The organism is Novosphingobium sp. ES2-1 (assembly GCF_015169775.1).
Taxonomy (GTDB): Bacteria; Pseudomonadota; Alphaproteobacteria; order Sphingomonadales; family Sphingomonadaceae; genus Novosphingobium; species Novosphingobium subterraneum.
Map to the genome: position 1 here is coordinate 545840 of NZ_CP063446.1, position 21423 is coordinate 567262.

Consider the following 21423-nt stretch of genomic DNA (forward strand, 5'->3'; position numbering starts at 1 on the left):
ATCAACTCCGCTCGTCCTGAGCCTGTCGAAGGACGCCGCGCAGGAAACAGAGCTTTCCTACAGGCAATCGTTCACTTTATGTTCCGCGCCTTTCGCAACGAGGTGACTTATGGCGCGTAAGCAGTCGGACTATCTCGCAAGCCTGCTGGCTGACGAGGAAGTGCTTGAAACTAAATCGGAAGTTTCTGAAACGGCGACCTCGGAAACGGTTGCCGAATCGCCGGCTCCTTCCCCTGGCCCCTCCCCTGCCCCGGCGCGCCACGAGCGCTTGCGCGGCACCACCCTGCTCGGCCGCGAAAGCGCGCTGGCCCGGGTGGCGAGCGGCGAAGTCCGCCAGGTCACGCAGCTGCTGCTCGATCCGGCGCGGGTGCGGGTGTGGAAGGGCAATGCCCGCTCATACGAACACCTCTCGGTCGAATCCTGCCGCGAGCTGATCGATTCGATCATTGCCGAGGGTGGCCAGAAGGTCCCCGCCGTGGTGCGCCGCATCGATGGTGATCCGGACCACGACTACGAAGTCATCGCCGGCACGCGGCGGCACTGGTCGATCTCATGGCTGCGCGCCCACTCCTACCCCGACATGCAGTTCGTGGCGCAAGTCGCCCAGCTCGATGACGAGGCCGCGTTCCGCCTGGCCGACCTTGAGAACCGCGCGCGAAAGGACGTGTCGGACCTCGAGCGCGCCCGCAACTATGCGCAGGCGCTCTACGACCATTACGGCGCCCACCTGACGCGCATGGCGGACCGGCTCAACCTGTCAAAAGGTTGGCTGTCGAAGATGCTCAAGGTAGCCTCGCTGCCCGAGTCCGTGGTTGCCGCCTTCGCCAGTCCTGCAGACGTGCAGATGAAGCCCGCCTACCCCCTCGCCCAGCTGCTCGACAACCGGGAGCTGGCTCCGGCGATCCTGCGCGAGGCCAAGGTGCTGGCTCGCCTGCAGGAAGAACGGCGCAAGTCTGGCGATCCGGCGATTGCCGCCAACGATGTTGTCGCCCGTCTGATGGCGGCGGCGAGCGTCAGGGCCGATGCCCCTCCGCGCGAGATCGTGCTCGAAGGCCGTGGCGGCAGGCCGGCCATCACCCTGCGCTCGATCAACCGGCAGGGCGTGACCCTGCGCTTCCACGCCGGTTCGGGCATGCACCTCGACGCCCTCCTCGAACTGGCGCGCGAAGCGTTGGAACAGCTTGAGGACGAGGGCCGGAGCATCCTGCTCTGATGGAAAACGGGGGGAGAAGCGCAGCGGCAGAAAAATGTTTCCCCGGGGAAACATTTTTCCCGTGCGCCCCGTCCCCCTCGATCCGGACAGGTGTTTCCCCGGGGAAACATTTCGTCCGGTGGGGCCTTCGACAGGCTCAGGCTGAGCGGATTTCAGGATTTGTTATCTACATAACGCTCCCATCCACACCGCCTTCCCCCTTCTCCGTTCATCCTGAGCCTGTCGAAGGATGCTTGGCGCAACCTCTCAGCACGCGTGTTTCCCCGGGGAAACGAGCCACAGCGATCCTCACTCAAAGATGTTTCCCCGGGGAAACGAGCCGAAGGCGAGTTCGGCGAAGTCAAACATCCGCGAAAGCCCCTCCCCCGTGACCCGCGCCCGCCCTGCACCGTCGCAACCGCAGAACCGCAAGGGTCCGTCGGGCGACCAGTTCGATCTGTTCCTGCCCTACGTGGCGGACATGCCGATGCGCGATCAGCGCGAGATGATGGAGCGTCCCTTCTTCAGCCTCGCCAAGTCGAAACGCGTCAAGCCGATCGACTACACCTCGCCCGACGGCAAGCTGTGGGTCCACGTTTCGGCCAGTCCGGAATACGGCATGGCGACGATCTGGGATGCCGATATCCTGATCTACTGCGCCAGCGTGCTTGCCGACATGGCACGACGCGGCGTCAACGACGTGCCGCGCAAACTGAACCTGATGCCCTACGACCTGCTCCGCGCCATCGGCAGGCCGACCACGGGCCGCGCCTACGAGCTGCTCGGCCAGGCGCTGGACCGCCTTGTCGCCACGACGATCAAGACCAACATCCGCGCGGAAAACAGACGCGAAGCCACCTTTTCATGGCTCGATGGCTGGACCCAGCTGGTCGATGAAAAGACCGAACGATCGCGCGGCATGACCATCGAATTGTCCAACTGGTTCTGGGAAGGCGTGATGATGAAGGGCGGCGTGCTCTCCATCGACCGCGCCTATTTCGACATTACCGGCGGACGCGAACGCTGGCTCTACAAGGTGGCGCGCAAGCATGCCGGGGGGGCAGGGGAAGAGGGCTTTGCCATCTCCATGCCGACCCTGTTCGAGAAGTCCGGTGCGGAGGGCGAATACCGCCGCTTCAAGTTCGAGATCCTCAAGCTTGCCGAAAAGGACGCGCTGCCGGGCTATGGCCTCAGCGTGGAGACCGCCAAGGGCGGCGAGCCAATGCTGCGCATGCGCCGGATCGACGGCAAGGATGGCGCGGGCGTCGTGGGGCAGGGGACTGGCGGCGTGGTACGACAGCCCGAGGCAGAGCGCGCTTCGGCACCGCCCACCAGCAGCAAGTCCGCTGACCCCGCACCTGTCGGCGGTACCTCGCCCTCGGGTGTTTCCCCGGGGAAACATTCTTCTCCGACCGAAACCTTTGACGCCTCGGCGCTGATCCGCAGGGCGGTGAAGGGCCTGAGCGACAACGCCACGCGCGGGTTCATGGCCGACGAGACCATCGCCTATTTGCGCGAAACTTGCCCGGGCTGGGACCTCCACGCGCTCCATGCCGAGTTCGAAGGCTGGGTGAATGCCGACGCGGCGCGGCTGCCCGCAAACTGGCAGAAAGCCTTCATCGGCTTCGTCAAGCGCCACCACGAGAAGCACGGCCACACCCTGCGCCGTTGAACTTCGCGCTCTTCCGTTCCGAAAATGTCGGGTCTGCAGACAGTGTCCGTTCCTGAAGTGTCGGGCGTGGTATGGCGACGTTTCCCGAGGATTTTGCAGCGGCATGCTTATCCACCGAATTTGAACCTACTTGTTGGAGTTCTGTTGGAAAGTGATTCAATCGCCGCACCCCATCGCACCCCTGATCCGGTCCATCGATCCATCGGGAACGGTCTGGTCCGGGGTTTCGACCTATCAGGAACGCCTCGTCGATCCTTCAGGAACACCGGGTCGATCCATCGGGAACGATTGGCCGACACTCCGGGAACAGGCGGAATGGCGCGAATCGCGGAGAATTGGCGAGTCGGGACAGGGCGCGGGGCGCTTAACCTGTCTAACCCTATCTAAAGGCCTCTAACCCCTGGGAAGCTTCGCTTTCTTTGGAGATGAAGGGATGAGGTCTTGTGGGGCAGGCCTCAACAGAGGTCGGCAGCAAAGGGGGCGGCGGCGATGGGCGTGCACGAATAGGGCTCGAACATGCCGTTGGAGCGGGCGAGACCGCCGCTTTCGAGCTGGCGCAGCAGCTTGCCCGCGCCGGCCTTGGTCACGCCCAGGGCGCGGCCGAGCTGGGCGGGGGTGAGGTCTTCCAGGCCGACGAGGAGGAGCCACGCAGTGCCGAGCCGCGAGTGGGAGCGCTGCTGCGGGAATTCGGCGGCAAAGCGTCGCGTGGCCCGCCAGATCCGGTCAAGATCGCGGGCCGCTTCGAGCATGGCCCGCAGCAGGCATTCACGCGCGGCATCGCGGCGTTTCGCCGGGGAAAGATCGGCGCGGAACAGGCGGCGCCGGGCAAGCGCGGGCAAGGGCAGGGGCGGGGCGGTGAGGGCAAAGACTTGGGGCCGGGCGAGCGGGAGGAGGTTGATCGCCCAGCACGGACTGAGCGCCGTGGCGCCGAGCGCGTCATCGCCGGCGGGGCCCAGCGAGTAGCGGTGCTGGTCAATCAGCGCCAGAAGCCGCTCCAGCGGGTCTGTGGGCAGGCGATCGCCCGACAGGGTGGCGATGACCGCTTCGAGCTGAACCATGCTCTGTGCCGCGATCGTGGCGGCTTGGCGGGCTTCGGCGGCGAGGGGGGCAACGGCAATGCGGCGGACGGTCCGCACGGCCTCTGCCAGCGGTGATGCGGGGGAGGGGAGGATGGCCGTGAGGAGGGCGAGGAAAGCGTCACGCTCTGCCGCGCATTCGGCCCCGACCAGCCTTGCGCCAAGCGTGATGCCGCGGTCCTCGCGATAGGCGGCCCAGGCCTGCGAGAGTTGGCGCAATGCCAGCGTTTGCTGCATTTCCGGGGTGAAAAGCCCGGCAGGATCGAGGTGCGTGCGGACCAGCGCATCAAGCTGGCCGCGGCGGAAGGCGAGGGTGAGGGGGGCGGGATCGTAGGCCACGGGAGCCGGCACGGATAGCGGCATTGCCTCGCACCGTCAACGATTGGGATACCTAACTGGCACTTTGGTATCCTATCATGATGAGCGAAACGGGCGGCGGATCAGGGCGTCTCGCGCCATCCGTTCCGGCGCGCGGCCAATTCCTCTTCTGCGGTAAGCGCGGGGCCTGCGGCCATGGCCTGCGCTGCGGCGAGGACATCGCCTGCACTGCCGGCCTGGCGGTATTCCCCCGCCGGTGCGCCGCCGCTGCTGGCCGCGCTGTGGTTTCGCAATTGCCACCCTTGCGCATCGCGGCAGGCGATGGCGGCGCTGGCAGCGCGTTCGAACGCCCGGCAATAGGCGCCGCCTGCATCGCGGAAGCTGAGCAGGACGCGCACCGGGGCATCGGCCTGTTGCCCGGCGACGAGCTGGCTATCGAGCGCGCTGGCGAGCTGGGCATCGGCATAGCCGGCATCGCTGGCAGGACGCAGGGTGAGGGCAAGGACCAGCGAGGCGGCAAGCGCCGGGCCGGCAAGCCATGTCCAGCGCGGCGGCCCCTTGCGGCGGTCGCGCGCATCGGCAAGGCTTGCCACATTGTCCTGCGGGGCCTTGAGCAGCGCGGCGAGATGATCGGGCACCGGTTCGGCGGCAATGGGCGCGAAATGGGCGCCGAGCCGCTGGGCGAGGGCGCGATGCGCGGCAACCTGCTTCTCCAGCGCCGGATCGGCGGCAATGGCCGCAGCGATGCGCTCGAGTTCGGCCCCTTCAAGCTGGCCGTCGGCAAAGGCGGCGATTTGTTCGGGGGTGGGCTGTTGGTCGGTGGGGGTCATGCCGCTTCTCCCAGCAGGGCCATCAGGGCATCGCGTCCGCGCACCAGGCGCGAATTGAGCGTGCCGACCGGGCAGCCGACGATTTCGGCTGCTTCCTTGTAGGACCAGCCTTCGACCATCACCAGCAGCACGGCCTCGCGCTGTTCATCGGGCAGGCGGGCAAGCGCGCGGTCCATGTCGGCCAGGGCGACGCGGGCTTCCTGTCCGCCCGATGCGCCGACGCCGAGGCCCGCTTCCTCGTCTGTGAAGGTCTCGTGGCGCCGGGTGCGGGCGCGGATTTCATCGATCCAGATATTGCGCATCATCCTGTACATCCAGCTGTCGAGCCGCGTGCCCTCCTGCCACTTGCTGCGCGAGCGCAGGGCGCGTTCGATGGTGGTCTGGCAAAGATCATCGGCCTCGCCCGCATCGCGCGAAAGCCCGGCGGCAAAGCGCCGCAAGCGCGGGAGCAATGCAAGGATGCCATCGGCGAAGGGATCGGCCAGTGTCGTTACCTTTCTGATGGATAGAACGGACGGCCTCGTTCGTTTAATCCGTGAGACAGCGAAGATATGGCAATATTTTTATGAACATGAAACGCTTAGCCATCCCCCTGATCGCGCTTGGTGCCATGGCTACCCCGCTGTGCGCGCAATTGGCGCTGCCCGATCTGGGGCAGGGGGCGGCGGGGCGGACGCTGGGAGGCCTTGGCGGCACACTGGGCGATACGCTGGGCGACTTGGGGGGCAATGTCTCCCGGACCGTTCGGGGCCTTGCCGAGGCGCGGTTGGTCCGGCTCGACAGGCTGGCGCGTGCCAACCGCAACCTGATCGAGAAGGATGCTGCGGGCGCGCTTGCCCGGCGCGGCGAGCTGCTGGTGATGGACTCCACTGCCGACGACATCGCCACGGCGCAGCGGGCGGGCTTTGTCGTGCTTTCGCGCGAGCGGCTGGGCGATCTGGGGGTTGAAGTGGTGCGGCTGGGCGTGCCTTCGGGCATGGGGCTGGCCAAGGCGCAGGACGTGCTGTCACAGGCGCTGCCGGGAGCGACCGTTGCTGCCGATACGCTGAACTTTCAGGGCGGCACGGCGTCGGGTTCTGCAGGCAGGGCAGGGGGCGCGGCAGGGGGCAGGGCAGGGGCCATGCCGCCGATAGCAACGCCGGTTGGCGTTATCGACGGCGCGCCCATGCCGGGGCTGAAACCTGCCGAAACGCGCGGCTTTGCCCGTGGTGCGCCCAAGGCCAGCGATCATGGCAGCGCGGTTACCTCGCTGCTGCAGTTTGCCGGGGTGCAGCGCGTGCTGGTGGCCGATGTCTATGGCAGCGACCCGGCAGGCGGCAATGCCCTGGCGGTGGCCAAGGGGCTGGACTGGCTGGTGGGCAAGGGCGTGAAGGTGGTATCGGTCAGCCTCGTCGGCCCGCCCAATCCGCTGCTGGCGCGGGCGGTGAAGGCGGCGCAGGGCAAGGGCGCGGTGATCGTGGCGGCGGTGGGCAACGATGGCCCGGCGGCGCCGCCTTCCTATCCCGCCTCCTACCCCGGCGTGATCGCGGTGACGGCGGTGGACGGGCGCAACCGGGCGCTGATCGAGGCGGGGCGGGCGCTTCATCTCGACTATGCCGCGCCGGGGGCCGATATCGCGGCGACCAATGCTGCGGGGCGGCGGGTGAAAGTGCGCGGCACATCGTTTGCAACGCCGCTGGTGGCATCGCGCGTGGCGCTGAAATGGGGCGCCAATCTGGGGCCGAAGCTTGATGCCGAGGCGATCGATCTGGGCGCACGGGGCCCGGATGGCACGTATGGCCGCGGGCTGCTGTGCACGATCTGCCGGCCCGCGCGGTAGGGTGACGAGGGATGGGCGCTGAATGCCCACCCCCAACCCCTCCCGCCTGCGGGAGGGGAGCGAGACTTGGCGAGCCGAAGGCGAGATTAGTCGCAGCGGGGTGGGCCGTTGGCGCTGGCGTTCGCAACCCGGGTGATTTCCGAAAAAATTCTGGGGCGCGTGAATTAAACCGGACAGCCCATCCGTTTTCCTTTGTGAGAGGCCGTTGCGAAGGCGGCCCTGCCCACTTTGAGGAAAGGAAATTCACGATGCGCAAGATCCTTATCGCTTCGACCGCCATGCTGATCGCGCTGGCTCCTGCCGCACAGGCCCAGATCCTGGGCGGGGGCGGTATCGGCGGCGGCCTTGGTGGATCGCTGGGCGGCACGCTTGGCGGTTCGATCGGGGGCAGCACCATCGGCCGGACCATGGACAGCGTCGACAGCACGACGCGCAGCACCGTTCGCAGCACTACACGCAGCACCACGCGCGGCTCGGCCGACGCCACGGGCCGCGCTTCGGCCAGCAAGTCGGTCGATCGCAAGAGTGGCAAGGTGGGCGCACAGGGCAGTGCCGACGGTTCGCTGACCGGCAGCCTTGGCCAGACGCTTTCCACCCCGACCGGCATGACCCGCGCAGGCGGCTCTGGCGCGGCTTCGGGCGGGGCTTCGGGTGGCGCCAATGCCCAGCTGATCGGCACCGATGCGGTGCGGTCGACCGCTGGCGAAGTGGCCGGAACGGCACGCAGCACGGCGCGCGGGGCGGTTGACGGCACCCGCAGCACTGCCGGTGCGCTGGCGACCAGCGGGCGCAGCGTGGCAGGTTCCGTCGCTGGCTCTGGCGCGGGGATGGCGAGCGGTTCGGCCAATGGCGCGCTTTCGGGCGGTGCGGGATCGCTGGCCCTGGCCGGCAGCGCAGCGTCTTCGGCGCAAGGCGCCTTCTCGCTCAGCAAGGGCATGAACGTGCTTGGCCCCGATGGCGAGAAGATCGGCAAGATCCGCGAGGTGATCGCCGACAGCCGCGGGCGGGTGCAATCCCTGCTGGTCAAGGTCGATGGCGAAAAGGCCATGCTGCCCGCCGCCAACTTCAGCGGCAGCGGCAACGGCAAGGCTGTCGTCTCGGCAATGGGCGAAGGCCAGATCAAGCGCGTGGCCCAGCAGCAGGAAGCCGCTGCGGAGGATTGATGTAAAGGCCGGCAAAACACGCTGAAGGCGCGGTCCCGGGGAAGGACCGCGCCTTTTTGCGTGGGTCGGTGAGGAGACGGGCAGGATCGGTGCAAGCTCCGTTTGCCCTGGCAGGGTGGCCATGGCATCGTTGCAATCTGATGGTGGCGAGGGGATGGCGCTTGTTGGCAATGATTTCAGAGGCTTGGTGCAAGTCAGGCAAGTGCGCCTGGCGGGTTTTCCTGCCGTTGCTGGCGGTGCTTGCTGCGGGCGGGACGTCTCCCGCGCAGGCCAGCACTTTTACCGAGGAAGAAGTTGTCTGTCCGGTCGGCGGCGAAAAGTTCACGCGGATGGCGCTGATGTCTATCTCGACCTGGGGTGCGCTGCCGGATGGAATGCCTTTGGGTTCGGGCCGGTTTCCGGTGGAATTGCCGCAGTGCCCATCGAACGGGCTGGTGATGTACCGCGACTTCACGCCCGAGGAAGTGGCGCGGCTTGCGCCCTTCATCGCGAGCGAGGGTTACAAGGCGCTACGCAGCGCAGGCGAGACGCCGCGCTATCTGGCCTATCGCACCGCGCAGTTTCTGGGCGACAAGGATCTGCACTGGTGGTTGCTGGAAGCAAGCTGGGAGGCGAAGAACGACGATCCGGCAGGCGAACGGGCGCGGCGCTATAACGCGGAATTCGTCGAGGCGGCGCGGCTGGTGAAGCCGGATGCGGGGAACCTCGAAGCCATTGCTGCGCGATTCCGGCTTGCGAACGGTTTGCGCGAACTCGGCAGCTTTGATGAGGCCGAGGCGGTTAGGGCAAGCATCGTCATTTCGCCCAAGGCTGGCGGAAAGGGCACGGAGGCTCGGGAAAACCGGACTGCGTGGGCCGGGATGATTGCCGATCTGGCAGGACCGATCGCGCGAAAGGAGACGAGCCGCATCCCCATCGACATGCTGGGTGTGCGCGAGGCGGCGGGGTTCTGCCTGCGCAAGGAAATCGCCGCGAAGTTCGAGGAACCGTCGCCGCCGCCTCTGACGGCGTTCGAGCAGGAGTATTGCGCGGGGCCGAAGCTCAGCGAGACGATCAAGGAGCAGCGCAAGTGGCTGCGTGAGGAGGATTAGCGGGGAGGGCGCGGTTGCGGATTTGCCCCTCCGTCAGCGCTTCGCGCTGCCACCTCCCCATTTGCACTTCGTGAAAATGGGGAGGATCGCTTGTGTTCTGGCCCATTTGCACTTTGTGAAAATGGGGAGGATTGGTGGGTACGCGCCTGGGCTTTGATCCTCCCTGTTTTGCGTGAGCGCAAACGGGGAGGAGGCAGCCGTGTTGGCGGCTGACGGAGGGGTTCTTACCGTGCATCCTCCAAAATCAGTTCCGCCGCGCGTTCCGCTACCGCCATCGCCGGGCCGTTCGTGTTGCCGGAAATCGGGGTAGGCATGATCGAGCAGTCGACCACGCGCAGGGAGCCAATGCCGTGGACGCGGGCGCGGGCGTCGGTGACGGAGGTGGCTTCATTGGTGCCCATGGCGCAGGTGCCGGTGCCGTGGAGGCCGACTTCGACCATCTTGGCAAGCTCGGCCAGGATCGCGGCCTCGTCCTGCACGTCGGGGCCGGGCATGCGTTCGGTGCCGATGAAGGCTTTCAGCGGTTCGGACCCGGCGATGGCGCGGAACAGGCGGAAGAGTTCGAGGCTCTTGGCCCGGTCCGAGGGATCGGACCAGATCGCGGCGTCGGCCACCGGCGCGTCGCGGAAGTTAGGCGAAGTGAGGCGGATCGAGCCGCGGCTCTTGGGCCGCAGGTGATAGCCGGAGAAGGTGAGGCCGGGATTGGGCGTGAGCGGGCTGCCGGGGCGGGCGGCCATCTCGTTCACCGTGCGCATGGCGAAGGGCGCGGCGCCGACCTGCAGATCGGGCCAGTCCTCGGGCGTGCCTTCGCTGGCGACCAGGCCGGTAATCGGCATGCCGACGCGGGCAAGGTGGCCGGTGCCGGTGAGGAAATACTGGAGGGCATTGCGATAGAGCCGCCAACCGAAGAACTCGCGGTTGGTGCCGGGGTGGTTCGTCAGGTCGAACGAGACGCCGAACTTGGTGTGATCGGACAGGTTCTGGCCGACGCGGGCGAGGTCCTTGATCACCGGAATGCCCAGCGCCTGCAGCGTGGCGCCGGGGCCGACGCCCGACAGCTGGAGCAGCTGCGGCGAGCCATAGACGCCGGCGGAAAGGATGACTTCCTTCGCGGCGGTGTGGCTGCGCTCTTCCCCATGGGCTTCGGTGACGACGCCCGTGGCGCGGCCGCCTTCGATGGTGATGCGCTTTACCGCAGTGTGCTGGGCAATGGTAAGGTTGTGGCGGCCGAGGATCGGCATGACGAAGGCCTTGTACGAGCTTTCGCGCACGCCCTTGCGATCGACGGTGTACTGGCTGCGGCCGACGCCCTGCTTGCCGGGCGTGGTGATATCGTCGAGCCAGGGCATGCCCTGCGTGCCGAAGCCGGCGACCAGCGCATCGAGCACCGGCGACTGGTAGGTCGACGCAGTGACCTGCAGTTCACCACCCTGGCCTCGGCCGGGATGCGCGCCGGGATCGCGATAGTCCTCGAACTTCCTGTAGCAGCGGGCGATCTCGTCCCAGCCCCAGCCCGACAGGCCGTGGTCGGTCCAGCTGTCGAAGTCCTTGGGCATGCCGGTGAGATACCAGGTGCCGTTGATGGCCGAGGAGCCACCCATGCCGCGCCCGTAAGTGTGGATGCCGCCGCGCATGCCGGGGCGCGGTTCGGTCTGGTAGACGCGGAAGTAATCGGGGTTGCCCATCATCTTGATGAAGCCGCCGGCCATCTTGATGAAGGGGTGCTGGTTGTCGCCACCGTCCTCGATCAGCAGGACGCGGGTTTGCGGATTGGCGCTGAGGCGGTTGGCCAGGACGCAGCCTGCCGAGCCCGCGCCCACGATGATGTAATCGAATTCCGCCATGACCCTCTGGCACCTGTCCCTGAATTAGAATAGAACTGAAGTTCTCTTTTTATCTGCACAGGCCTTGACCCGCTGTCAAGCGATGATTAGAAGAAGCATTCTAATTATCGGGAGAGCAAACGTGCTGCCAGTCGAACGGGTGATCGGAGAAGAAGGACTTGCCGCTACGGCAGGCGGGTTGAAGCTGGCGATGCGCCTGCCATGGTATCGCTCGCTGCCGTTTTCGGTGGTGGAAGTGGGGCCGCTGTCGGTGGGTGGCGAGGCTGTCGACTTGTCCGACGCGCTGATCGAATACAACGGCCAGCAATGGCCGCTTTCGGAGAATGGCGAGAAGGTAGACACCTTCTGGTTCATCCGCGATTCGGCGTTTCTGGTGCTGCCTTCGCTCAGCGCCGAGGTGGGTGAAACCCGCGAGGTTTCGCTGAACCTGTTCATCAGCCCGCCCTACATTCCGGGGATGAAGCGGACCAATCCGCAGACCTCCACGCTCACTGTCGAAGCTGCCTGAGAGAGGACCGGCAATCATGGCTACTACCGCAACTGGTCCGCAGACCGGCGTTACGCTCTATTCCTTCACCAACGAGTACCTGACCCGCCAGTTCGAGCTCGATACGCTGCTGGCCGAAGTGGCCAAGCGCAACCTGGGTCCGAACATCGAGATCATCGGCTTCCAGAACTTCCGTGAATTCCCCGACGTTTCGGACAAGTTCGCCGAAGAGTTCAAACAGATGATCGCCGAGACGGGCCTGAACCCGGTTTCCTGCGCGATCAATTCCGACCGCTTCCTCAAGCCGGGCGCGCAGCCGATCGAGGACGCCGCGCTGGTGGAATACCACAAGCGCCAGCTGCGTTCGGCCAAGAAGATGGGCTTCAGTCTGGTGCGCTACCAGTTCGCGCTGCCGGTGCACCTGCTGCCGGAAATCGCACCCTATGCCGAGGAGCTGGACATCCGCATGGGCGTGGAAGTCCACGCGCCGATGTGGGCGGGGCACCCCGCCGTGCAGGCCTATGGCGAGATGTACGACAAGCTGAACACGCCGTACCTGGGCTGGATTCCCGACTTCGGCGGTACGGCAAGCCGCATCCCGGAATCGATGCTCGATGCTGCGCGCGCCAAGGGGGCCAAGGAAGACCTGCTCGACAAGCTCAAGGAAGTCTGGCTCGAAGACGGCATGAGCCACGAGAAGGCCGGGCGCCTGCGCGAGTGGGCTCTGCCCAAGGGCCATGGCCCGCTGGAAGTTCAGGCGGCGTGCCTGGCGTTCTTCATCCTTTCGAACCACGATCCCAAGAGCTGGGCGGCGCTGGTCGATCGCACCATCCACATCCACGGCAAGTTCTATGGCGTGAGCGAGGATCTGGTCGAGGAAGCGATCGATTACGACACGATCCTGCCGCTGTTCAAGGATGGCGGGTTCACCGGCACGATGGTCTCCGAATGGGAAGGCCATGCCTATGACATGCGCGATGCCTTCGAACAGGTCCGGCGCCACCAGGCGATGGCCCGCCGCATCTGGGGGAACTGAGCCATGGCTTTCGAACTCTCGGTAAACCTCGAATACGGCTTCACCGAAGCGGGCGACAAGATCGAGGACCGCATTGCCGCGGCTGCAGCGGCAGGCTTCCGCAAGGTGGAGCTGTTCCTGCTGAAGGGGCGCGATCTTGATGCGATCAAGGCGGCGCTCGATGCCAACGGCGTCGAACTGATCAGCACGGTGGCGGACTATGTGACGCAGCTGGTCGATCCCGCCACGCACGAGGGCTTCTGCGAAGTGTTCCGCGAGGCGGCCTCGGCGGCCAAGTTCCTCGGCTGCTCGAACGTGGTGGTCACTTCAGGGCGCGGCGTGCCGTGGCTGAAGCGGCCGGTGCAGCTTTCGATCTTCGCCGATGCGCTGCGCAAGATCCTGCCGATTGCCGAGGAGCTGGACGTGACGATCCTGCTCGAATCCGCCAACACCCGCCACGATCACCCCGGCGTGCTGTGCTCGACCACGCACGACAGCGTGGTGGTGGCCGACATGCTGGACAGCCCTCGCGTCAAGGTGCTCTACGACCTCTACCATTCGGTGGTGGAAGGCGAGGACCCGGACGAGGCGCTGGCCGCGGCGATGCACCAGGTGGTGCACGTGCAGATCGCCGACGCGCCGGGCCGGGGCGAACCGGGATCGGGCAAGATCGATTGGCCGCAAGCGCTCGCCCGCTTCGAGCGTCTGGGCTACAAGGGCACGATCGGCCTCGAACTGCAGCCGACCAAGCCTTCGGTCGAGGCGTTCGGCTATATCCGCGGGCTGTGCGCCTGAGTTACCCTTCCGTCAGCCGCTGATGCGACTGCCGTCTCCCCATTTGCACTGCGTGAAAATGGGGAGGGTGCGGCAGTCCTCGGCGGCGGACTAAGCAATTCTACGGGGTCCCCGATAATACCGCCTCTTCAAGGTTTTCGCCTAAGTTCTGCATCTTAACCAAGATTCAAGGACTTAGGGCGAAACACGGTGGGGATGCAGGCCTTTGCGAACATCCTCAGGCTGGATACCAGCGATCCGGAGCTGACGCGGGCGCAGTTTCGTTCGTTTTCGCGCCAGATGCCGCTGCTCTATGCGATTCTGGTGTGCAATGCCTTTGCCATCGCCCTGTCGTTCTTCGACCCGGCGCGCCCGATCAAGACCGTCGTGACGCCACTCGTGACATGCGGCATTGCCGTGTGGCGCGGCATCTGGTGGTGGCAGCAGGGCGATCCGGCCAAGCTGTCTGACGAATACATCGCGGCCTGCCTGCGGCGCACCTGCTGGCTGGCGATCCTGATGACCATGGCGTTCGAGGCGTGGTGCATCTGGGTCTATCCCGATGGCGATGCCTATGCGCGCAGCAACCTGACGTTTTTCCTTGGTCTGACCGAGGTCAGCACTGTCTTCTGCCTGATGACCCTGCGTCCCGCCGCGATGCGCGTGGCGCTGGTCAGCACGCTGTCGTTCCTGTTCTACTTCTCGTGGGTGGATGGCGGAAAGCTGCTCGGTCAATCGGTGGTGCTGACTCTGGTGTGCATCGGCATGATCGTGGTGACGCACCGCTACAACATCTCGTTCTCCGAACTGGTCCGCTCCCAGCGCACGCTCCGCACGCGGCAGATGGAGGCCGAAAAGCTCTCCGAGGAAAACCGGCGCATCGCGTTCAGCGATCCGCTGAGCGGCCTGCCCAACCGCCGCGAACTCCTGACGCGGCTTGATCGACTCGAGGCGCGGGCTGATCCCCTGCCCGATAGTCTTGCGGTGATCTTCATCGATCTCGATGGCTTCAAGGAAGTCAACGACGAGCACGGCCACCAGGCCGGCGACGCCCTGATCCGCAGCATCTGCCTGCGGCTGGGCCAGCATTGCCCTGCGCATGCACGACTTGCCCGGGTCGGCGGCGACGAGTTTGCGGTGCTGCTGGAAATGCCCAAGGCGCAGGCCGAGGCGGAACGTCTGGCCGCAACGATCCTCGAGGAAATCTCGCTGCCGGTGCTGGTCGAACGCCACGTGCTGCAGGTGGGCGCCAGCATCGGCGTTGCCGCCAATACCGATGCGGCCGGAACGCCACGCGAATTGCTGCGCCGCGCCGATACTGCGATGTATCACGCCAAGACCGGCGGCAAGAACCAGGTCGCCGTCTATGATGCCGCGTTCGATGAGGGTCGAAAACATCGCCTGGCCGTCGAAACGCAGATCGGTCGCGGCCTTGCCCGCGATGAGTTCGAAGTCTACTACCAGCCCGAGGTAGATGCCCAGACGGGACGGATCGTGGCGGTGGAAGCCCTGCTGCGCTGGCCGCGTCGCCCCGAGGGCCCGCTGCCGCCGGATGATTTCATCGACATTGCCGAGGCCACCGGGCAGATCCATCCGCTCGGCATGTTCGTGCTCGAACGCGCCTGCCGCGATATTGCACCGCTGGGCGACTTGCGGCTCAGCGTCAATGTCAGCCCGGCACAGTTTCGGGATTCGCATTTCGAACGGCAGGTCGCCCATGTGCTGGAGCAGACCCGCTTTCCCCCCGAGCGGCTGCAGTTCGAGATCACCGAGGGCTACCTCCTCGCCAATCCGGAGCGCGTGGTGCGCGCAGTCGAGACGTTCAAGGAGCGCGGCATGTCGATCGCGCTCGACGATTTCGGCACGGGCTTCACCAGCATCCACTACCTGCGCAGCTATGGCTTCAGCCACATCAAGATCGACAAGTCGCTGCTCGACGGCCTGGCACCGGGGAGCAAGGGCGCGATGCTGGTGACCGGGGCGATCATGCTGGCCTGTGGGCTCGACATGCGCGTGATCGCCGAGGGGGTCGAGACCGAGGAACAGGCGCAGCTGCTGCGGCAGGCCGGATGCCACAAGCTGCAGGGCTACCTGTTCGGCAAGCCCATGCCGCTTGCCGATTTCGTCGCTGCCTGGGAGCGGTCGGAGCGCACCGTGCTGCAAGCCTCGGCGCGCTTCGCCGGTTAGCGGTCAGGCCGCGAACGCTGCCTTCAACCGCGCGCCCGCCCGTTCGATATAGGGCATGGCATCGGGCACCGCCTCGAACATCGAGAAGAAGCCGTGGATCATGCCGGGCGCGAGTTCGGTCTCGACCGGCACGCCGGCCTGCTTCAGCGCCTCGGCATAGTCCAGCCCTTCGTCGCGCAAGGGATCGTACTGCGCCACCAGCACCGTGGCGGGCGGCAGGCCTGAAAGGTCCGCGTGCTGCAGCACCGCTGCTTCCGGGTGCGCGTTGGCATGATCGCCCACGTAATGCGCCCAGAACCACTGCATCATGCGGGTGGTGAGGAAGTAGCCTTCGGCATTCTCGGTATAGGAGCCGTTCTCGAAGTTGGTGTCGGTGACCGGGTAGATCAGCAGCTGGTGGGCGAGCTTCGGCCCGCCGGCATCGCGTGCCCGGATCGCCACGGCAGCGGCGAGGTTGCCGCCCGCGCTGTCACCGGCCACGGCCAGGCGGTGCTTGTCGATCCCAAGGTCTGCCGCGTGGTCCACCGCCCACAGCAGGGCGTCATGGCAATCGTCGAGCGGGCCGGGGAAGGGCGTTTCCGGGGCAAGGCGGTAGTCCACCGACAGCACCGCCGCGCCGCTGGCCACGGCAAGGGCACGGGCCGAGGCATCGTGCGTCTCGATCGAGCCGATCACCCAGCCTCCGCCATGGTAGAACAGCACCAGCGGCGCGTTCTCTCCCGCGCCCTCGGGCTTGTAGAGCCGCGCGGCGATGGAGCGGCCGGGCAGGTCCAATGTCAGGTCGCGCACTTCGGCCACGGCCGGGGGCGGGCCCATCTGCATCGGCCGGTTCGCTTCGCGCAGGGCCTCGGGCGTGATCGTCTCGTAATCGACCGGCGGCATCTGCGCGAAGAAGCCGAGCAGCGCCTCGACCTGCGGATTGAGCGTCATCGGTATCTCTCCCTTACCCGTATTGGGCGACGACTTCGGCCACGGCCGCAGCCACGTCGCCGCGACGATAGCCGAGCAGCGCGGTTTCGCCAGCGTCGGGTTCATAACTGATCGTGTTGCCGCGCCCTTGCGGGATGGCCACGTCTGGCAGGAGCGGCAATTCCTCGTCGCGCTCTTCCAGCTTCACGTCACTGCCAACTGCGTCGAAGAACAGCTGGAAGTATTCGCGGAAGGTCAGGTTCTCGTCACCCACCAGATAGGCCTTGCCCGGCTCGCCCCGCAACAACGCACCCTCGATGGCTTCGGACAGTGACCGGAACGACATGAAGTTGGTGCCGCCGGTGGGAGCGAAGAACGGGATCGGGATCTGGCCCTTGGCCCATGCCACGTAAGGCTCGAAGATCGCGCTGGGCAGGCCGGGAACGGCGCCGACCATGAAGGGGGCATTGACGCTGATCACGTCGAAGCCCTCGGCACCCTCGTTGCGGGCAAGCTGGCACGCGGCAAGGCGCGACTGGATATAGACGTTGCCCGCAATCAGCTCCGGTGCGGCCTGCGGGTAGAAGCTGCCGAGCTGGATGGCTCGGCTGACCCCGGCTTCGCGCGCGGCGGCGAAGACGGCCGGCAGCGCTTCGTGGTTGGCTTTCTTCAGCCATGCGCCAAAATCCTCGCCCTGCGGCACGTGGCGCGGGTCGTTGCCTGCGGCAAAGACCATCCAGTCGAAGCCGGAAAGCGTTGCAGCGGTGAAATCACCCGCCACGTAATCTCCCTTGAGAAAGCCGAGCCCTGTCAGCGGCGTGCCCTGCGGCGCCGACGAGCGGCCGGTGATCGTCACGTCATGGCCCTGGCGCGCCAGATGCAGCGCGGCGTGGCCGCCAAGGGCCCCGGTGCCACCGATGACCAGTACTTTCATCATTCTCTCCCTTCGGAATTCGCGTTCACCACTGGTAGCGGTGCAAGATCGGGGCTGCGGCGCAGCAGGTTGCCGCCATCAACCGCAATGCACTGCCCGGTCACCCAGGCGCTTTCATCGCCGGCAAGGAAGCGTACCGCGCCGGCCATGTCGTCGGCCTCGCCCAGCCGGCCGAGCGGGTATTCGGGCAGGAAGGCCTCGGCCGCTCCGCCCTCGAACATGCCCTGTGTCGCGCCCGAACGGGTGAGGCCCGGGCGGATGGCATTGACGCGCAGGCCCGAGGGGCCGAGCTCGTCCGCCGCCGAGCGCACCAGGCCTTCGAGCGCCGCCTTGGCCATGTGGTAGGCGGCCAGATGGCGGAAAGTGAGGGCCGCCGCGCCCGATGACAGGCAGACGATCGACCCGCCTGGCTGCATCAGCGGCGCAGCAGTGCGGAGCACGTGGAAGGCGGAGACGACGTTGCTCTCGAAGGCATCGCGAAGGTCCGCGGCGGTGGTCTCGATCAGCGGGCGGAACCCGCCGCCACCGACCGTGGCAAAGGCGACGTCGAGCCTGCCGGCCAAGGCGTGGGCGCCGCGTACCGCTGCGGCCACGGCCTGCTCGTCAGTGCCATCGCCGATGAAGGTGTGGACTTGCGCGTCCGGCACGTGCGCGCGGATGCGCGCGGCGGTTTCGGCAAGCCCGTCGGCCCGCCGCGCCATCAGGGCGAGGCGCGCCCCGTCACGCGCCAGCTGCAGCGCGCAGGCCTCGGCAATGGCTCCGGTGGCACCGGTGATAAAGACGGTACGGCCGGAAAGACCGCTCACGCCGCGCCGCCCGGATTTGAGACGGCGCGCAGTTCTTCCCAATCGACGATCAGGGAGCGGCGGTGGAATCTCCATGTGCCTTGTTCGCGCCGCCACTGGTCCTGGTAGCGGATCGCCCAGACCAGCAGCTTGTCGCCGTCCGGCGCGGCAATGCGGTGCTCGGCGGTGGAACGGGTCTCGCCCTGCGCGGTGTCACCGTCCACGGTCACGTCCATGTCGTGCACCATGTGGCGCGTCATGGTGAAGGCGTGGGCGAGGTGGTCGATCGATCCGAGGTTGGCTTCCAGCCCGGTGATGCTGAAGCCAGGGCCGCTGATCTCGACATCGTCGGCCAGCACTTCGCGCCACAGCGCCTTGTCGCGCCGGTCTGCGCCGAGGGCATAGCGCTCGGCGGTGCGGCGCAGGGCGGCAAGGTCGCTCATGCCACGGTTCCCGGAACAACGAGGCCATTGCCCGAAATCAGCGGCACGTTGGTCCATTCGCCCTGCGGCGTGCGATACCAGCCTGCTGCTGCCAGTGCGCCGCCATCGATGTTGATCGCGCTGCCCGTTACCCATGCCGCCAGCGGGCTGGCGAGGTAGAGCGCCGCGCCTGCACAGTCGCTGGGGCGGCCGAAACGGCCCAGCGGAATCCAGCGCTCCTCGTGTGCGCGGTTTTCCGGCGGGATCATGATATCGAGCGCCACTTGCGCGGTGTCGGTCGTCTCGGGCGCGATGGTGTTGACGCGGATGCCCTCGGGGCCAAGCTCGAGCGCGAGGCTCTTGGTAAAGCCGGTGACGGCCCACTTCGCGGCGGCATAGACCGAGCAATAGGGGATGCCGCGATGCGCTTCGATCGAGGTGACGTTGATGATCGAGGAGCCGGGCGCGCCCTTGCGCAGCAGCGGAATCATCGCGCGGGTCATGCGCAGCATCTGGCCAAGGTTCACGTCGAGGATTTCCTCGGCCTCCTCGTCCTCCAGCATGGCGAAGGGGCGGGCGTGGACGAAGTGGCCGACATTGTTGACCAGCACGTCCAGCCGGCCGGTCTCGGCGGCGATCCGCTCGGCCAGCATTGCGCCGACGCCGCGCTGGCGCACGTCGCAGCGGATCACGCGGGCCGAGGGCATGGCGGCTTCGGCTGCATCGGCATTGGCGGGGTCGATCTCGGCGATCACCACTTGCGCGCCGGCTCCGGCGAAGGCCTCGGCAATGGCGCGCCCGATGCCGACGCCACCGCCGGTGACCAGCACGGTCTTGCCGGCGAAATCGAGCGCCTGCGCAGCGAGCTTTGCGTTATCCACCGCAGTCATACGGCAACTACCCTCTCCATGCCGATGATTCGGCAATAGTTGTTTTTATTTCTACGCATACTGTTTTCGGCAAGAGCACATGTCAACAGAATGCGCAGGAAGAGGGTACTGTTGTTGCTAGATTCCCGGTTGCTCCGCCGGAATGTGCACCACCAGCCCGTCCAACTCCTCGCCAAGCTGGACCTGGCAGGACAGGCGGCTGTTCGGGCGGATCTCGACGCCATCGATGGCCTCGAGCATCTCGCGTTCTTCCGGCCGGGCGGGGCCGGTGCGGTCAAGCCAGTCCGGGTCGATGTAGCAATGGCAGGTGGCGCACTGCATCATGCCGCCGCACAGCGCGTCGATCCCGTCGACAAGGTTGCCGACCGCAAGCTGCATCAGGGTCATGCCCTCGAAGTTAACGCAAGTCCGCGCCGAGCCGTCCGGCTGGACGAAAGTCACCTTGGCCATTCAGTGTGCCTCATGCATGGGCCGGGCAACCGGCCGCCTTGGCGAGCGCCGCCACGTCCGCGCTTCCACCCGCGCCATCCAGCTTGCGCCGCTTGTAGCGCACGCGGCAGGGCTGGGCGGGCCAGTAGGTCGATGCGCCGGCGATGGGGCGCACTTCGTCGATCAGCTCCATGTCGAAGTTCTGCAGCAGGATCGCCACCAGCACCTTCATTTCCATGCGCGCGAAGTTTACCCCCGCACAGCGATGCACCCCGCCGCCGAAGCCGATCAGCGAGTTGCTCTCGATCTGCGCGTCCGGGTTCTGCGGGTTGAAGCGTTCGGGATCATAGGCATCGGCATTGCGGAAGGTCTCTTCCATGCGATGGCTGACCGAGGGCGCGAGCAGCACGAATTCGCCCTTGCGGATGCGATAGCCGTCGCGCTCGATATCGGCGCTGGCCTTGCGGCTGAGCATGTAGGCGACCGGGTGGAGCCGCTCGGTCTCACGCAGGGCGAGGTCCATCTTCTCCATGGCCACGGCCTGCTCCCAGCCCAGCGCACGCCCGTCGCTGCCGCCGATCAGGCCGGCGACCTCATCGCGCAGCACCTGCTGGTAACCGGGGTTCTGGAGCAGGTCGGCCAGCGCCCAGCTGACTTGCCCGGCGGTGGTTTCGTGGCCCGCCCAGACCAGCAGCAGGATCAGGTGCCGGATGATCTCGTCGGGCACGGCGCGGCCATCGGGATACTTCGTCTCGATCATCGTCTGGAAGAAGTCGGGGGGATCGAGTGGACTGGCGCGGCGCTTGTCGATCCACGATTGCAGGATGGCGTGGAGCTTCTTCTTGGCGCGCTGGCTTTTCACCATCTTGGGCGTCGGCAGCCACAGCGGCAGCACGAACTCCATGCCGCCCGAGAAGTCGCGGAACAGCTCGAAGAATTCGTGGCCAAGCTTCTCGTGGAATTCGCGCCCCATGAAGCTGTGCGCGGCGATGTCCATTACCACGGGGCCCAGCGTCGGGATCAGGTCGAACTCGCCTTCCTCACCCAGCCGTTCGACGAGGTTCAGCGATTCCTCGACCATCACCGGCACGTACTGCTTCATCGATGCCGCCTTGAACCGGGGCATGATGATCGCGCGCTGGCGCAGGTATTCGTCCATCTCGGCAAACGAGTAGAACTCGGGCGAGAACATCTTGAGGAAGAACGGCATCGACTCCCGGATAGAGAGCAGCTTGTCGGTTTCCTCGAAGAAGAAGCGGTTGTGTTCCGGCCCCAGCATCACGTTCATGCGCTGGCCCATGAAGTTCATCGCGAAGAGCCGGCCCTTTGAGCGATAGCCACGCTTCAGGACGGAAACCGGATCGCGAAAGAACTGGGCGAGGTGCCCGAGCAGCGGCACACCGCCATCGAGCAAGGGAAGGCCGTCTGCACCCGCTGCTGCACTTGCCATCGATCATCTCCCCGTCTGGCCGGTTGCTCCGGCTCCAACGGGCGAAGGGTATGGGGCGGGGGGGCTGGTGCAAGGGGTTCGCGGATCTCGGTATCGCAGGATGATCCGGCGGGGATCATTGAGCGAACGTGCCTGA

At 66.2% G+C, this 21423-nt stretch carries 20 protein-coding genes; 9 read left to right on the forward strand and 11 right to left on the reverse strand.

Translation table 11 applies throughout. From position 1 onward, the window contains the following. Positions 1-109 precede the first annotated feature (109 nt). Both IM701_RS17780 and IM701_RS17785 read left to right on the forward strand, forming a co-directional pair. A complete protein-coding gene (locus tag IM701_RS17780) occupies positions 110-1213 on the forward strand; it encodes a ParB/RepB/Spo0J family partition protein (protein ID WP_193828620.1) in 1104 nt (367 codons plus the stop codon). Positions 1214-1673: 460 nt separating this feature from the next. After that, a complete protein-coding gene (locus IM701_RS17785; RefSeq protein WP_370584379.1) occupies positions 1674-2864 on the forward strand; it encodes a replication initiator protein A in 1191 nt (396 codons plus the stop codon). Positions 2865-3319: 455 nt separating this feature from the next. Here IM701_RS17785 and IM701_RS17790 read toward each other — a convergent pair whose 3' ends face one another. The 3 genes from IM701_RS17790 to IM701_RS17800 all read right to left on the reverse strand — a co-directional run bounded on the left by IM701_RS17790 (position 3320) and on the right by IM701_RS17800 (position 5573). Then, complete coding sequence (locus IM701_RS17790; RefSeq protein ID WP_193828622.1) at positions 3320-4291, reverse strand: hypothetical protein; 972 nt, start codon at positions 4289-4291, stop codon at positions 3320-3322. 89 nt (positions 4292-4380) lie between these two features. Then, the gene (locus tag IM701_RS17795) at positions 4381-5088 is read right to left on the reverse strand and encodes an anti-sigma factor (RefSeq protein WP_193828623.1); all 708 of its coding nucleotides are present in this window, start codon (positions 5086-5088) and stop codon (positions 4381-4383) included. Further along, positions 5085-5573, reverse strand: a complete 489-nt coding sequence (locus tag IM701_RS17800; RefSeq protein ID WP_039335753.1) for an RNA polymerase sigma factor — start codon at positions 5571-5573, stop codon at positions 5085-5087. Before IM701_RS17800 ends, IM701_RS17795 begins: the two co-directional genes overlap by 4 nt. 86 nt (positions 5574-5659) lie before the next feature. Here IM701_RS17800 and IM701_RS17805 point away from each other — a divergent pair, with 86 nt between their 5' ends. The 3 genes from IM701_RS17805 to IM701_RS17815 all read left to right on the forward strand — a co-directional run bounded on the left by IM701_RS17805 (position 5660) and on the right by IM701_RS17815 (position 9161). Then, entirely contained in the window at positions 5660-6907 is a 1248-nt protein-coding gene (locus tag IM701_RS17805; protein ID WP_230487904.1) for a S8 family serine peptidase, read from the forward strand. 248 nt (positions 6908-7155) lie between these two features. Then, positions 7156-8070, forward strand: coding sequence for a PRC-barrel domain-containing protein (locus IM701_RS17810; RefSeq protein ID WP_193828624.1), 915 nt, complete (start codon positions 7156-7158; stop codon positions 8068-8070). 164 nt (positions 8071-8234) lie between these two features. After that, positions 8235-9161 carry a hypothetical protein gene (locus IM701_RS17815; RefSeq protein ID WP_193828625.1) on the forward strand — a complete coding sequence of 309 codons (927 nt, stop codon included), beginning with the start codon at positions 8235-8237 and terminating at the stop codon, positions 9159-9161. 224 nt (positions 9162-9385) lie between these two features. Here IM701_RS17815 and IM701_RS17820 read toward each other — a convergent pair whose 3' ends face one another. Beyond that, positions 9386-11005: a GMC family oxidoreductase gene (locus tag IM701_RS17820; protein ID WP_193828626.1), complete on the reverse strand. Its 1620-nt coding sequence runs from the start codon at positions 11003-11005 to the stop codon at positions 9386-9388. A 121-nt stretch (positions 11006-11126) separates the two neighbouring features. Here IM701_RS17820 and IM701_RS17825 point away from each other — a divergent pair, with 121 nt between their 5' ends. The 4 genes from IM701_RS17825 to IM701_RS17840 all read left to right on the forward strand — a co-directional run bounded on the left by IM701_RS17825 (position 11127) and on the right by IM701_RS17840 (position 15468). Then, a complete protein-coding gene (locus IM701_RS17825) occupies positions 11127-11513 on the forward strand; it encodes a DUF6379 domain-containing protein (RefSeq protein WP_039334456.1) in 387 nt (128 codons plus the stop codon). Positions 11514-11529: 16 nt separating this feature from the next. Beyond that, complete coding sequence (locus IM701_RS17830; protein WP_039334458.1) at positions 11530-12528, forward strand: sugar phosphate isomerase/epimerase; 999 nt, start codon at positions 11530-11532, stop codon at positions 12526-12528. A 3-nt stretch (positions 12529-12531) separates the two neighbouring features. Then, the gene (locus tag IM701_RS17835) at positions 12532-13302 is read left to right on the forward strand and encodes a TIM barrel protein (RefSeq protein ID WP_193828627.1); all 771 of its coding nucleotides are present in this window, start codon (positions 12532-12534) and stop codon (positions 13300-13302) included. Between the two features lie 195 nt (positions 13303-13497). Next, positions 13498-15468 carry a bifunctional diguanylate cyclase/phosphodiesterase gene (locus IM701_RS17840; RefSeq protein ID WP_039334462.1) on the forward strand — a complete coding sequence of 657 codons (1971 nt, stop codon included), beginning with the start codon at positions 13498-13500 and terminating at the stop codon, positions 15466-15468. Between the two features lie 3 nt (positions 15469-15471). Here IM701_RS17840 and estDL136 read toward each other — a convergent pair whose 3' ends face one another. From estDL136 to IM701_RS17875, 7 genes are all read right to left on the reverse strand, one after another. Further along, the gene (estDL136, locus tag IM701_RS17845) at positions 15472-16398 is read right to left on the reverse strand and encodes a chloramphenicol hydrolase (protein WP_039334463.1); all 927 of its coding nucleotides are present in this window, start codon (positions 16396-16398) and stop codon (positions 15472-15474) included. A gap of 13 nt (positions 16399-16411) precedes the next feature. Beyond that, on the reverse strand, positions 16412-17311 hold the full coding sequence (locus tag IM701_RS17850; RefSeq protein ID WP_193828628.1) for an NAD(P)-dependent oxidoreductase: 900 nt from the start codon (positions 17309-17311) through the stop codon (positions 16412-16414). After that, entirely contained in the window at positions 17311-18117 is an 807-nt protein-coding gene (locus tag IM701_RS17855) for an SDR family NAD(P)-dependent oxidoreductase (protein ID WP_193828629.1), read from the reverse strand. Before IM701_RS17855 ends, IM701_RS17850 begins: the two co-directional genes overlap by 1 nt. Further along, the gene (locus IM701_RS17860; RefSeq protein ID WP_193828630.1) at positions 18114-18539 is read right to left on the reverse strand and encodes a nuclear transport factor 2 family protein; all 426 of its coding nucleotides are present in this window, start codon (positions 18537-18539) and stop codon (positions 18114-18116) included. Before IM701_RS17860 ends, IM701_RS17855 begins: the two co-directional genes overlap by 4 nt. Further along, the gene (locus tag IM701_RS17865) at positions 18536-19408 is read right to left on the reverse strand and encodes an SDR family NAD(P)-dependent oxidoreductase (protein WP_193828631.1); all 873 of its coding nucleotides are present in this window, start codon (positions 19406-19408) and stop codon (positions 18536-18538) included. The genes IM701_RS17860 and IM701_RS17865 overlap by 4 nt, the downstream gene beginning before the upstream one ends. A gap of 117 nt (positions 19409-19525) precedes the next feature. Beyond that, positions 19526-19858 carry a 2Fe-2S iron-sulfur cluster-binding protein gene (locus IM701_RS17870; protein WP_039334472.1) on the reverse strand — a complete coding sequence of 111 codons (333 nt, stop codon included), beginning with the start codon at positions 19856-19858 and terminating at the stop codon, positions 19526-19528. 10 nt (positions 19859-19868) lie between these two features. Beyond that, positions 19869-21287: a cytochrome P450 gene (locus tag IM701_RS17875; RefSeq protein WP_193828632.1), complete on the reverse strand. Its 1419-nt coding sequence runs from the start codon at positions 21285-21287 to the stop codon at positions 19869-19871. Positions 21288-21423 lie beyond the last annotated feature (136 nt).